13 protein-coding genes are annotated in these 11,705 nt (G+C 67.6%); 6 read left to right on the top strand and 7 right to left on the bottom strand.

Annotated elements, in window-relative coordinates:
• Nucleotides 1–217 precede the first annotated feature (217 nt).
• On the bottom strand, nt 218–634 hold the full coding sequence (locus QSK21_RS08020; RefSeq protein ID WP_285694689.1) for an ATP-binding protein: 417 nt from the start codon (nt 632–634) through the stop codon (nt 218–220).
• Nucleotides 635–820: 186 nt separating this feature from the next.
• Between QSK21_RS08020 and QSK21_RS08015 the strand changes: the two genes are divergently transcribed.
• From QSK21_RS08015 to QSK21_RS08005, 3 genes are read left to right on the top strand one after another with little or no spacing between them, the layout of a single operon-like run.
• On the top strand, nt 821–1,633 hold the full coding sequence (locus QSK21_RS08015; RefSeq protein ID WP_285694687.1) for a helix-turn-helix domain-containing protein: 813 nt from the start codon (nt 821–823) through the stop codon (nt 1,631–1,633).
• Complete coding sequence (locus QSK21_RS08010) at nt 1,624–1,806, top strand: DUF397 domain-containing protein (protein ID WP_285694684.1); 183 nt, start codon at nt 1,624–1,626, stop codon at nt 1,804–1,806. Before QSK21_RS08015 ends, QSK21_RS08010 begins: the two co-directional genes overlap by 10 nt.
• A gap of 39 nt (nt 1,807–1,845) precedes the next feature.
• Nucleotides 1,846–2,028 carry a DUF397 domain-containing protein gene (locus QSK21_RS08005; RefSeq protein ID WP_285694683.1) on the top strand — a complete coding sequence of 61 codons (183 nt, stop codon included), beginning with the start codon at nt 1,846–1,848 and terminating at the stop codon, nt 2,026–2,028.
• A gap of 506 nt (nt 2,029–2,534) precedes the next feature.
• Here the strand turns inward: QSK21_RS08005 and QSK21_RS36090 are convergent.
• A complete protein-coding gene (locus QSK21_RS36090; RefSeq protein ID WP_352231259.1) occupies nt 2,535–3,002 on the bottom strand; it encodes an ATP-binding protein in 468 nt (155 codons plus the stop codon).
• Between the two features lie 277 nt (nt 3,003–3,279).
• Between QSK21_RS36090 and QSK21_RS08000 the strand changes: the two genes are divergently transcribed.
• Both QSK21_RS08000 and QSK21_RS07995 read left to right on the top strand, forming a co-directional pair.
• Entirely contained in the window at nt 3,280–4,089 is an 810-nt protein-coding gene (locus QSK21_RS08000; RefSeq protein WP_285694682.1) for a helix-turn-helix domain-containing protein, read from the top strand.
• Complete coding sequence (locus QSK21_RS07995; RefSeq protein ID WP_285694681.1) at nt 4,086–4,280, top strand: DUF397 domain-containing protein; 195 nt, start codon at nt 4,086–4,088, stop codon at nt 4,278–4,280. The genes QSK21_RS08000 and QSK21_RS07995 overlap by 4 nt, the downstream gene beginning before the upstream one ends.
• 74 nt (nt 4,281–4,354) lie before the next feature.
• Here the strand turns inward: QSK21_RS07995 and QSK21_RS07990 are convergent, their stop codons facing one another.
• Both QSK21_RS07990 and QSK21_RS36085 read right to left on the bottom strand, forming a co-directional pair.
• Nucleotides 4,355–4,678, bottom strand: a complete 324-nt coding sequence (locus tag QSK21_RS07990; protein WP_285694679.1) for a hypothetical protein — start codon at nt 4,676–4,678, stop codon at nt 4,355–4,357.
• Nucleotides 4,641–5,162 (bottom strand): recombinase family protein, encoded by a 522-nt coding sequence (locus QSK21_RS36085; RefSeq protein ID WP_352231258.1) that lies wholly within the window; start codon nt 5,160–5,162, stop codon nt 4,641–4,643. The genes QSK21_RS07990 and QSK21_RS36085 overlap by 38 nt, the downstream gene beginning before the upstream one ends.
• A 99-nt stretch (nt 5,163–5,261) precedes the next feature.
• Between QSK21_RS36085 and QSK21_RS07985 the strand changes: the two genes are divergently transcribed.
• A complete protein-coding gene (locus QSK21_RS07985; protein ID WP_285694678.1) occupies nt 5,262–6,242 on the top strand; it encodes an aldo/keto reductase in 981 nt (326 codons plus the stop codon).
• A gap of 56 nt (nt 6,243–6,298) precedes the next feature.
• Here QSK21_RS07985 and QSK21_RS07980 read toward each other — a convergent pair whose 3' ends face one another.
• Genes QSK21_RS07980 through QSK21_RS07970 form a run of 3 tightly spaced genes read right to left on the bottom strand, consistent with a single transcriptional unit; the run spans nt 6,299 to nt 11,621 of the window.
• On the bottom strand, nt 6,299–10,051 hold the full coding sequence (locus QSK21_RS07980; RefSeq protein WP_285694677.1) for an Ig-like domain repeat protein: 3,753 nt from the start codon (nt 10,049–10,051) through the stop codon (nt 6,299–6,301).
• Nucleotides 10,048–10,872 carry a HoxN/HupN/NixA family nickel/cobalt transporter gene (locus QSK21_RS07975; RefSeq protein ID WP_285694676.1) on the bottom strand — a complete coding sequence of 275 codons (825 nt, stop codon included), beginning with the start codon at nt 10,870–10,872 and terminating at the stop codon, nt 10,048–10,050. The genes QSK21_RS07980 and QSK21_RS07975 overlap by 4 nt, the downstream gene beginning before the upstream one ends.
• The gene (locus QSK21_RS07970) at nt 10,869–11,621 is read right to left on the bottom strand and encodes a hypothetical protein (protein ID WP_285694675.1); all 753 of its coding nucleotides are present in this window, start codon (nt 11,619–11,621) and stop codon (nt 10,869–10,871) included. The genes QSK21_RS07975 and QSK21_RS07970 overlap by 4 nt, the downstream gene beginning before the upstream one ends.
• Nucleotides 11,622–11,705: the final 84 nt, after the last annotated feature.

Raw genomic sequence — 11,705 nt, 5'->3', positions numbered from 1 at the left:
TACAATCCATACAGGCGGCATTCCAGTATCGGGATGCACAGCCCCGTCACGTTCGAAGGGCTCAACCTGCCCTCAGACACCACCGAGTGACCTCACCGCAGGTGTCCGTGCTACGGGGGGAACCTCAGAAGGGGCCGCCATGGGGTGAAGGTCTTCGTCAGCGGCCCATACCGCTGCTCCCCGGTACCGCCACAGTCGGGGCACTCAAGGCGATCGCTCATACCTTGCCCGTACCGGGGGACGCAGGCAGAACGAAGCGCGGCCGCTCTAGCGGGCACCGCGCCCAAACGATCTTCCCGCCCTCGGTGATCGGCCTCGTCCCCCACTCCCGTACGAGCCGGGACATCATCAGCAGCCCGCGCCCCGATGTGGCCCCGACATTCTCTGTCCGGACGACCGGCATACCGGCGCCTTGATCCCACACCTCCACCATGACCGCGCCCTTGCCCTCGTCCAGGAAGGCGCGGACCACGATGACGCCCTCTCCGTGCCAATAGGCATTCGTCACCAGTTCGGTCACCACGACGCGAGCGCCGTAGTCATCGTCCAAACTGCACTCGCGGAAGTGCTCGGCGACAAATCGCCTGGCCAGCGCAGGCGCCCGGCCGGACGGTGCAAGGACGAGCGTCGGCACCTCAGGCGCCGTCGTTGTCGGAGGCATCGGACCCACCTTTGACTGCAGTCTTGAACTTCTCATGACAGTCAGCCATAGGAGCCGTACTCTGCGTTACAAAGCGCCGAGCATGGGCGACGAGTCGGGCGCTACGCCCCGGGCTGCTTGGGTGTTGGTTGGGCGCCCTTGGCGAGGGAGGATGAACACATGGCTCCACAGCGCAAGCGCGGGACGGTCTCGCCGACGCTGCTCGCATTCGGCCGCAGGTTCCGGCGGCTCCGCGAGGCCAAGAACTGGACGCAGGAAGCTGTGGCCCGGCGCGCGAACAATGGCGCCGGTGTCAAACCGCAGTACATCGGGGCCGTCGAGAACGGCCGCACCCGCTGCACGCGCGAGTTCGCCGAGACCATGGACGAGGCCCTCGACGCCAACGGCGACCTGCTCGATCTCTACGACGACCTGGTCAAAGACGCCATGTTCCCCACCTGGTTCGACTGGCACACCGTCGAACCAGAAGCGATCATGTTGGAGTCATGGCAGCCCCTCCTGGTGCACGGGCTGCTCCAGACCCCGGCCTACGCCTCCGCAATCCTCAAGAAAAAGGACCGTGTCGAAGCTCGAATCAACCGCCAAGGCGTCCTGACCAGGGAGGAACCACCGCCCCCGGACTTCTCGCTTCTCCAGGACGAGGTGTCCCTACATCGCCTCACAGGCAGCCCAGAGATCATGAGAGAACAACTGGAGCACTTGCTTTACGCGATCGAGCAAGGCACGGTGACCCTTCAGATCGTCCCTAGCCGGGGAGAACACGAAGGCAACAGCGGGGCGTTTACGATCGCTACGCTGGCCGACAGGATCGAGATCGCCTACGCGGACATGGGCGCGCGCGGTCTCACCATGAGCGACCCAGACGACATCGCCATCCTTAACAGGACCTTGATGATCGTCCGATCGCTTGCCCTGCCCGTAGATCAGTCCATGGAAATGATTCGTAAGGTGGTACACGAGAAATGGACCTGACCAAGGCTGTATGGCGCAAGTCCAGCTACACCACTGCCAATGGCGGTGAGTGCGTGGAGCTGACCTCGATTACCGGGACGGTCGCCGTGCGCGACAGCAAGGACCCTGACGGCCCGAAGCTGATCGTGACCCGGCGCGCTTTCGCGGCGCTGTTGTCTCAGCTCAAGCGGTAGCCCTCCGCGGCACATCGAATGCATTGGACGGTGGACGACATGGATGTGACCAAGGCCGTGTGGCGAAAGGCCAGTAGCAGCACCTCCAACGGAGGAGATTGCATCGAGTTGGCGCCGGTCTCCGGAGCCGTCGCCGTCCGCGACAGCAAGGACCCGGATGGCCCGAAGCTGGTCGTGTCACGGCGGACTTTCGCGGCGCTGTTGTCTCAGCTCAAGCGGTAGCTCCCCGGCCGCCCACAGCCTTCGCCCCGCTGGGGACGGTCCGCGCGCTCGGCACCGCGCCGCCTCAGGCAGCTCCCGCGCGATGGCTCACTTGAAAAGGCCGGGTAGCGGCGCTCATGTCGCGGGACGTCCGGCCCGGAAGGTGCCTGCGGCGCCGGCTGACTCCCTTCGGTCGCCCCTCCGGGGTGGCCTACGGCCATCGACCGGCACCGACCGATGTCAGCGCGAAAAAGAAGCCGCAGCTCTCCTAGCTAGGGTCTGATCCATCCGATCTTTACGCCATGAGGCTTGAAGATCGTCGAAAGCTTGAGCCAGTGGGCTCGGCACAGGCACAGTTCCGAGCGTTCGTCTACCATCAGGTGCGCCACGCTGCTCCTGGACCGGCACCGGCGGAAGCCGCAGACATGGCTGCGATCCGCCGGGCATGCGTCAGCCGCGAAGTCATAGGTCTGCTTTGTCATGTGATGCGGTGCTCCAATCGGCGCTTAGAGCGCAGTCCGCTCTTCCTAGTAGTCGACCTCGAACCACACGAGGTTTCCGCCGTGCGCATCGATCTCCGTTCCCCATTGGGTCGCGAGCTGGTCAACGATTCGCAGTCCCCGACCGGACTCCGCATCGTCCGATGCTTCCCGCAACCTCGGACGTGGAGGTCCGACACGGATTCGGCCGCAAGTGAGGTGTGCGCACCGTTGGCAGGAAGGACCACTCACGGGAGGGCTCCCGGCGTCATGGACTTCAACGCGGATGGCTGCCCGCGGACCGCCCGGTTCAGCGACCATCGCCAGGTGGACTCGTACCGGGAACCGACCATCCGCGCTGGAATGCTGCACGGCGTTCGCCAAGACCTCGCCAGCGCAGATCATCACGTCGTCTATCGCCTCACGTGAGATCAGCACGGGATAGGGGGTGGCTTCGGTCACGCGCGCATGCAGCCACTCACGGGCACGTGAGACCGCGCCCGCGTCATCGCCCATCAGGAGGGTTGCTACGGGCCCACGGGGGAGCGTGACACGCGGCCCCACTGACGTCGTCACATCGGTCATATTGGCCAGATGCGGGACGCCCCATCGGCCCGCATGCTCAGGCAGCACCGGTGACAGGCCGGTCTGCGAGATACGCGGCACGGGGTCGTTTCTGCGGGCCACGGTCCCTCCCTGCATGTGCGTTCAGCGCACAGACTGGCCCATGGCGATATACCTTCGCTACGTTCGGTCAGCAGACGCAACAAGATTTTGGGACGGAGGGTCGCCCATGGACCGCCGAGAGTCACTCAACCCAGAGGGCTCCCTGTGGGACCTAATAGCCGTTCAAGTGCGTAGACACCGAGAAGAGCGCGGGATGTCTGGCACTGCCCTTGCGCGCATGCTGGGCGTAGATCGTTCAACTGTTTCGCGGCTTGAGTCTGGCGACATCAAGCTAGTGGAGAGGCACGCCAGGACGATCGACAGGGAGTGGAGTACGGACCGCCTGTTCTCGTCCCTCGTCCGACTCGCCAAGGAGGGCCACAATCGAGAGTGGTTCAAGATCCACAACGAGATGGAAGCCCGTGCGTCTGAGCTGCGCATATGGGAGGTCCTGTGGATTCCTGGGCTGCTCCAGACGGAGGCGTACACACGGGCTCAGGTGGAGAGCGCCGGGCTGGACAACATCGACAAACGAGTGTCCGACCGCATGAAGCGGCAAGGATGCCTGACCAGGACCCCGCCGCCGTATCTGTGGGTCATCCTCGACCACGGCGTTCTAACGCAACCTGTCGGTTCACCGGAGATCATGAGGGGGCAGCTAGCGAGGCTGATCGAGGTCTCGCTGATGCCGAACGTTTCGGTGCGAGTCGTTCCCCAGAGCGAAGGTGCGCACGTCGGGCGCGATGGATCGTTCAAGCTCATGACCGTCGATGGAGCTGAATCTGCCTACATCGAGGCGAGCGAAGAGGGGCGGCTTGTCCAGGATGCAACGGATGTACGCTCGTTCCGACGTAGGTTCGACCGCATCGGAGATCACGCGCTCCCCGTCCGCGCGTCGATTGAGCTGATAGAGCATGTGATGGAGGGCTATCGATGACTCCCGTATGGCGTAAGTCCAGCCGTAGCGGCAGCAGCGGCAACCAGAGCGACTGTGTTGAGCTTGCCAGGCTCAACGGACGTGTAGGCGTCCGGGATTCCAGGGCACCGCAGGACGGGCACTTGAACCTGCCGTCCGCAACGTTCGCTGATCTCGTCTCCCGGATCAAGTCTGGAGACCTTGACCTGTAGCGAGTGACAGAAGCCACGAGCCCCCGGGACGCCGTACATCGGCCGGGGGCTCACGTATCGGTGGCTGTGGTCCGTCAGTCAGTCCGCCAGATCGGGTCGAGTAGGTCAGGGCCGAACCTCTTGATCCCCTTGCCAGCCGGGTAGACGATCACCGCGTGCAGAGCCGACCGGATGTAAGTCCGCTTGACCGAGATCGGGAAGCCGCCTTCTTTCTCGGGCAGATACCATCGGCGCCGGATCTCGGCCGCGCTCGTGTCGGCACGCTCTCTCTTGGCCGTCATCGTGGCATCGTGCTTGGCCTTGTCCGCCCGGAGCTGGGCGATCTGCTGCTTGAGGCCGGGTGCCACCTTGAAGAAGAGGTCATTGGTGATCTTCCGTGCGTTCCACTGCCGGGTCAACTCGTCTAGCTGCTGCTTGACGCCGGCGAGTTCGGCATCGCCGGGCCACTCGGGGGCGTCGGGGTGCGGGGGCCATGCGCAAGATGCCCGCCAACAGGTAGGTGGGGGCGCGGTAGTCGGTCGGGTGGGGACGCCCGATCTTCATGTCTCGGCCGACGAAGTGGCCCTTCCGGCTGTCGAAGATGGCCCGAACGGCCATCCACTCTTCCGGGGTGATGATCGGCTTCCACTGGCCTTTCACGGGCGTCCCGTCCGGCCCGCGCACCAACTCTCTGGAGATCTCGCGCCAGCCGCAGATACGCGGACTCATCATGGAGACCTTGAGGGAGCGCACGCTCCAGGCATTACCGCGAGCTGTCTTCACGCCCGCCTTTTGCCACTCGCGCACGATCGAGTGGAGGGACCTACCCCGTAGGCAGTCCTTGACCGCCTGCCGCAGTAGCTCGGCCCGCGCGGTTCGAGGCTCAGGCGATCGTCCATCCACCCAAAGGGACGAGGCGCGCCGGGTTCCGGTGAGGGGTTGGCGGGGGCGGTGTTGGCGGGCATCGTGGGAGCGGAGATCGTGGCGTTGCGAGGAGGGGCTGTGGAGCAGGTCAGGCTGGGGCGGACGGGGATGAGGGTCTCGCGGATCTGCCTGGGGATGATGAGTTACGGCGACAAGTCCCTCCGGGAATGGGCGCTGGACGAGGATGAGGCCGAGCCGATCGTGCGGCGGGCCGTCGAGGCGGGGGTGACGTTCTTCGACACCGCCGACGTGTACTCGATGGGGCGGTCCGAGGAGATCACCGGGCGGCTGCTGGCGAAGCTGTTCCCGAGGCGGGACGACTACGTCCTGGCGACCAAGGTGTGGGGGAAGCTCAGCGAGAACCCCAACGACCGCGGGCTGTCGCGCAAGCACATCATGGCGGGCATCGACGATTCGCTGCGGCGCCTCGGCACCGACTACGTCGACCTGTACCAGATCCACCGGTGGGATCCCGAGACGCCCATCGAGGAGACCATGGAGGCGTTGCACGATGTGGTCCGCGCGGGCAAGGCGCGTTACATCGGGGCGTCGAGCATGTACGCGTGGCAGTTCGCCAAGGCGCAGCATGTGGCCGAGCTTCACGGCTGGACGAAGTTCGTCTCCATGCAGAACCACTACAACCTGGTCTACCGGGAGGAGGAGCGGGAGATGAACCCGCTCTGCGTCGACCAGGGGGTGGGGCTGATCCCGTGGAGCCCGCTTGCGCGGGGGATACTGGCGGGCACCTGGGAACGGGGTGGGGAGCGCCGTACCTTGCGGGCCAAGACGGACGCGTTCGCCGAGACGCTGTACGAGGAATCCGACTTCGACGTCGTGGACGCGGTGCGCGCGGTGGCCAAGGAACGTGGCGTGCCGATGGCCCAGGTGGCGTTGGCCTGGCTGCTGGGACGTCCCGGAGTGACGGCCCCCATCATCGGCGCCACCCGCATCGGCCATCTGGAGGACGCGGTCGCCTCGGTGGACCTGGAGTTGGACGACGCCGAGGTCGAGCAACTGGAAGCCCCGTACCGGCCCCATCCGATCCGCGGCCACCGCTGACGGACGAAGGCGGGCCGCCCCCCGTGTACGGGGAGGCGGCCCGTATTCGTGTCCGGTCAGCGTGTCCGGAGCGTGAAGGTGTCGGTTTCCTCCCTGAAGTTGGCGTCACCGCTGTATTCGACGGTCACCTTGTATCTGCCGGCGCCGGGCACGGCCGCGGGCGAGCAGGACGCGGCCCCGTCCTGGACGGTCGCCGTGCACAGCACCGAACCGTTCAACTTGAACGTCACCCCGCCCGTGGCGAGCTTGGCCAAGGTCGCCTTGAGCGTGACGGACGAGCCGGACACCGTGGCGTCGCCGCGGAGGTCGCTGTCGCCCTTGGCCACGGTCAGGGTGAGGTTCGCGGTCGACCCGGCGTAGACGGAGTCACCGCCGTAGTGCGCGGTCACCGTGTGGGTACCGGCGGGCAGGTCAGGCGGCGAATCGCATTCCGCCTTGCCCCGGGTGACCGTCCCCGTGCACAGGACCCTGTCGCCCTCCTTGAACTCCACGGTTCCGGTCGCGTCGCGAGGCAGCCCGCCCGCGCTGAGGGTCCCTCCCTCACCGAACTCGGTGGACTCGTTCTTGCCGGTCAGCGTGGTCTTCGTCCGGGCCTTGCCGGTGGTGAAGGACCACACGGGGGACGTGGCGCGGTACCCGTCGGCGTCGGTGGCCTCGACGTACCAGCTGTAGCGGGTGTCGGGCTGCAACGCGCCCGCCGGGACCTTCACCCGGGTGCCGGACGGCACGTCCGCCACGGTGCCCACCGTGGTGGTGGTCAGCGCGGTGATGCCGACGTAGTCGGTGCTCACCTCCCGGGTGGGCGCCTCCAACTGGGACTGGACGGTGAAGTTCTCCAGCTCCCGGTCCCAGTAGTGGTCGCCGTCGGTCAGCACCGAGAACGTCTCGTTGCTGATCGTCTGCGCCTTGGTGTCGAACCCGACGGTGCGCATCCAGCCGCCGCCGGAGGTGGGCACCTCCTGGTAGTCGGCGAGCACCTCGACGATCGTCCGGTCGCCGTCACGCTTGACGTTCAGCGCGACGCCGTGGATGTGCCCCGACAGCACCAGGTCGACGTTCTTGTTGGGCAGCACGATCTCGTCGAAGATCTGCTTGCCCGGCCCGTAGTAGGCGCCGCCGACGGTGATGTACTGGTGGGTCGCGATGACCACGTTGTGCTCGGGATGGGCCTTGATCACCTTGTTGGCCCAGGCGATCTCCTCGGCACCCAGGCTCCAGTCCAGGTACATGACCAGGTAGTCGGCGCCTGGCGTCGAGATGATGTCGTAGTGCTGCACGTTGTCGTCGACCGTGCCGCCGTACCACGGCTTGCCCTTGTAGCGGTGCTCGCCGAAGTGCGTGCGGTAGACCTCGTAGTGGCCGTCGCCGATGTCGTGGTTGCCGGGAACGATGCCGTACGGCAGGCCCGCGTCGTCCCAGGTCTTCATGATCCTGGACGCGTTGGCCCACTCCTGGCTGACCCCGACGTGCTCCACGATGTCGCCGGTGTGGACGCCGTAGCCGATGTTCCGGGAATGCCGGTTGTCGATCGCCCAGTCCACCATCTTCTGGTACGTCTCGGGCTCGCGCTCCGAGTAGTGCTGGGTGTCGGTCATCCAGGCGAACACGGCGTCCTTCTCCGAGATCACCGAGGCGGCCACGTCCTGCACCATCACCCGGGCCTTGCCGTCCCGCACGGTCTCGGCGACCTTGGCCTTGCCGCTCAGGGAGAGGTCGGTGCCGCCCTGCCCCTCGGCGAGGAGCTGCCACTTGGCCGTGCCGTAGTTCCACACCGACAGCGCGGCCCGCTGCCCGGCCGGGACCTTCCCGTTCCAGGACACGGTGTACTCCTGCGCCGCCAGGTTCGGCGGCACCTCCATCTCGAACTGCTGGAACGGGTAGGCGCCGGTGCCCTTGGACGTGGTCACCTTCCCGTCCCTGGCCTTCAGGGCCTCGTAGCCGGCGCCGTCGAGCTCGTCACCGGCGGCGCGGCCGGGGACGGCCGCCGTCGACGAGCCCTGCGTCGCGGTGTTCGTCCCTTCGGCGAAGTCGCCGGTGTACGCCCACTTCACGGCCACGTCGACGGGGTCGCCGCCGGGGTCGGCGACCTTCACGCCCAGCGTCGTGTCGCTGGGCGACAGGTCGGTCGCGCCGTCGGCCGGGTCCGGGTCGGACGGCGTCAGCGGGTAGTTGCCGACCGTCTCGAACCGCACCGTCTTCTCGGTGACGTTGCCCAGCTTGTCGACGGCGCGGGCGACCAGCGCGTGCGCGCCGTCCTTCAGCTCGTCGGCGGTGAAGCGGGTGCCGTTGGCGACCACCTTGCCGTCCAAGGCGATCTCGACCTTGTCGACGGCGTGCGGGTCGGTGGCGGCGACGTCGACGATGAACGGCGTCTCCTTGTACCGCTTCCCCTCCTCCGGGCTCCGCACCGTCACCTCGGGGCCGGTGTTGTCCACCGTCACCTTGGCCGAGGCGGTGCGCTTGCTGCCCTCCTTCGAGGCCACCACCGTGCGTTCGCCGTCGGCGACCTTGCTGGAGTCCCAGTGCGCCACGTACTCGGTGCGGTACGCGGGCCCCACGTTGATGGTGAACTCCTTGTAGTACGCCTTCGGGTTGATGTTGTCCCCGATGCGCAGGATCTCGTCCGGTGACACGGCCGGGTCGCGCAGCACCTGGCCGGAGCCGAACTCCAGTCGCGCGTTGCGGATGCTGAAGTCGTCGTTGTTGTTGGCGCCGCCCTCGTCCACTGGTGCCGACGCGCTGCCGGTACGGACGCGGAAGGAGTTCAGGCCCTCCCGCATCTTGCTCCACGGGATGGTGACCCTGACCTCACCGTAGTTGTTCACCGTGCCCACCTTGGGCTCGGTGAACAGCTCGCCGTTCAGCCAGACGCTGTTGCGGAAGCTGCCGGTCTGGTAGTCGTGCGCCTGGAAGACGAACTCGGGGTCCGCGGCCTGGCGGGACTCGGTGGGCAGCTTCGTGCCGTCCACGCTGATCTCCACCGGGCCGTCGCTGCCCGCGACGATCTCCCGTCCGCCCGCGACGATGTCACCGTCGGCCAGGTTCATGGTCACCGGCGCGGTGTGGTCCACGTGGACCTCGGCGCGCGCCACCCTGGAGCCGTCCTCCGACTCCGCGACGACCTCGTACGTGCCGGCCTGGAGCGCCGTGGTGTCCCAGGTGTGGGTCTGCTGCGCCAGCAGTTGCACGGCGGGCACGTCCACGGACCAGTCGCGGTGGCGGCTCATCCCCGCGCTGTCGCCGATCTGGATGATCGTGGTCGGCGACACCGACGGGTCGGCCGCGCTCGTCCCGTCGTCGAAGACGAGCCGCAGGTCCCGGACGGTGAAGTCGTCGTTGTTGTTGACCGGGTCGTTGTTCATCGTGGTGCTGCCGGTCAGCACGCGGACGGTGTTGGCCCCGGCCTTGAACGCGGTCGCGGGGACGGCCGCCGTCACGCGCGAGTAGCCGCTGGCGCTCGTCGTGGGCTCGGCCACCTTGACGCCGTTGACCCAGATGCTGTTCTTGAAGCCGCTTCCCGCCTCGAAGCCGTCCGCGCCGAAGCTGATGGTGATCTTCGGTGGTGCGGTCGTGACCTCCTTCTCCTCCCCCTCGACGCTGAGGGACACCGGCTTGCCGTCCTGCCGGTCGGTGGCCGCCAGGGTGACCTTGCCGGTGAGGATGTCGCCGTCCTTCACCGAGAGCCAGATGCCCTGCTCGACCTTTCCGGTGGCCATGGCGGCCCCCGCGCCTCCGAGCGCCACGGCGAGCGCGGCGGTGACGGCGATCGGTGCCCGGAGTCTTCGCCACAGCTTGTGACGATCTGTCATCCCAGACCTTCCTTTGCGAATCCAGCGAGGTTCATCACCGCGGTCGCGGTGATCGCGCAACCGGCCAGCGTGATGCCGGTCGCCGCGACAAGGGGGGCCGCACGCGACAGGGCGCGGACGGCCGAGTGGGAGCGGGTCCGGCCGGCCCGCAGCACAAGGGCGCGGCCGTAGAGCGCGGTCAGGCCGGTGGAGAACAGCACCGCGGCCATCCCGGCACCGAAGATCAGTACCAGGGTGAGCGCGAGCCCGGTCCGCCCGCTGAACAGGCCGGACAGCAGCACGAGGAACGCCGAGGGCGACGGCGTGAGCCCCCCGGAGACACCCAGCAGCATCAGCCCGGGACGACTGGCCCCGTGCCCGTGTCCGTGCCCGTGTCCGTGCCCGTGTCCATGCCCGTGTCCGTGTCCATGGCCGTGGCCGTGCGCGTGCTGGTGGCCGCGGCTGGTGAGGTGGCGCCGCAGCAGCCAGCCGCCGAGGGCGACGACCATGACTCCCGCGGCCAGTTGGAGCCCGGCGGTGAGCCGCTCCATCCGGACCAGGTCCGAGAGGGAGAAGAAGGTCCAGGCCACCGCGATGGCCAGCACCGAGAGCGTGTGCATCACCGCGACGCTGACGCCCAGGTACGCCGCGTCCCGCACGCGGCCCCGCGACCCGATCAGGTAGGCCGCCGCCAGGCTCTTGCCGTGGCCGGGACCCGCCGCGTGCGCGGCCCCGGCGGCGAACGCGACCGCGACCGCGGCGGGGGCGAAGCCGGGGGAGTCGACGAAGGACAGCAGGCGGTCATGGAACCCCGACCCGAAGTCGGGCCACTGAATGATCATCGGGCCGCGCGCCGCCGCCCGGCGCGGAGCCGGCGGGCGCCGAGCACGGCTCCTCCGGAGGCGAGTAGCGCGACCGCCGCGATCGCCGCCGCGGTGGGCCACGACGCCGTACCGTTGGAACCGGCACCGGCCCGATCGGAGCGATCCAAGGACCACGTATGCGTCGGCGCGGCCTTGGTATAGGTGTGCCGCTCGCCCTGGGCCGTGCTCGCGAGCGTCCGGTACGAGGCGTGCAGGTCGGTCAGCATGGTCACCGTGACGGAGGCCGAGGTGACCGCACCAGGGCAGGCGAAGTCCAGCACCGCGCCGTCCGCCGCGAGGTTCCCGGTGGAGACCACCTTGCCGGGGCAGGCCGCGTCCTTCTCGGTGACCCGGATGTTGCGGAGCAGGTACTCCCTGAGCCTGGGCGACTCGGCGAGCAGTACCGCATCGGACTTGTCGGACTCCTCAGGCACCAGCGCGCCGTCCCTGTAGACATAGGTGCGCTTCCCGCCGAGGACGCGCAGCGCCAATGCCAGCGCCGTCAGGTCGTCCGGGGCGGCGCGCCAGCGTGCCCGTACGGTGGCGCCCTCGCGGCTGATCTCAAGCCGCTGCGGGTCACCGAACGGATGCGCCTGCGCCTCGGCCGTCCCCCCGCCCAACGGTGCGCCCAGCCCGCCCAGCGGTGAGGCGACGAGGGCGCCCGCCGTGACGAGGCAGGTCACCAGTGCCCTCAGGACCCGTGTCCGGCCCGCTCGATCTCCGTACATAGCCGGAGAAGGTAGGAAGTGCGATCTTTGAGAACTTTGGGATCGTGCGGACACCAGCCGGACATTGGGTGAACATTGATCGAT

This window comes from Actinomadura sp. NBRC 104412 (assembly GCF_030269515.1).
Lineage (GTDB): Bacteria > Actinomycetota > Actinomycetes > Streptosporangiales > Streptosporangiaceae > Spirillospora.
Note: the sequence above shows the minus strand (reverse complement) of the source record. Positions and strands in the feature narration are given on the sequence as shown.

Excerpts from the sequence above, each read along its gene's own strand:
- QSK21_RS08005 (WP_285694683.1), top strand. The coding sequence starts at position 1,846 with ATGGATGTGACCAAGGCCGTGTGGCGAAAGGCCAGTAGCAGCACCTCC.
- QSK21_RS36090 (WP_352231259.1), bottom strand. The coding sequence starts at position 3,002 with ATGGGCGATGACGCGGGCGCGGTCTCACGTGCCCGTGAGTGGCTGCAT.
- QSK21_RS08000 (WP_285694682.1), top strand. The coding sequence starts at position 3,280 with ATGGACCGCCGAGAGTCACTCAACCCAGAGGGCTCCCTGTGGGACCTA.
- QSK21_RS08010 (WP_285694684.1), top strand. The coding sequence starts at position 1,624 with ATGGACCTGACCAAGGCTGTATGGCGCAAGTCCAGCTACACCACTGCC.
- QSK21_RS07970 (WP_285694675.1), bottom strand. The coding sequence starts at position 11,621 with ATGTACGGAGATCGAGCGGGCCGGACACGGGTCCTGAGGGCACTGGTG.
- QSK21_RS07980 (WP_285694677.1), bottom strand. The coding sequence starts at position 10,051 with ATGACAGATCGTCACAAGCTGTGGCGAAGACTCCGGGCACCGATCGCC.
- QSK21_RS07995 (WP_285694681.1), top strand. The coding sequence starts at position 4,086 with ATGACTCCCGTATGGCGTAAGTCCAGCCGTAGCGGCAGCAGCGGCAAC.
- QSK21_RS08015 (WP_285694687.1), top strand. The coding sequence starts at position 821 with ATGGCTCCACAGCGCAAGCGCGGGACGGTCTCGCCGACGCTGCTCGCA.
- QSK21_RS07975 (WP_285694676.1), bottom strand. The coding sequence starts at position 10,872 with ATGATCATTCAGTGGCCCGACTTCGGGTCGGGGTTCCATGACCGCCTG.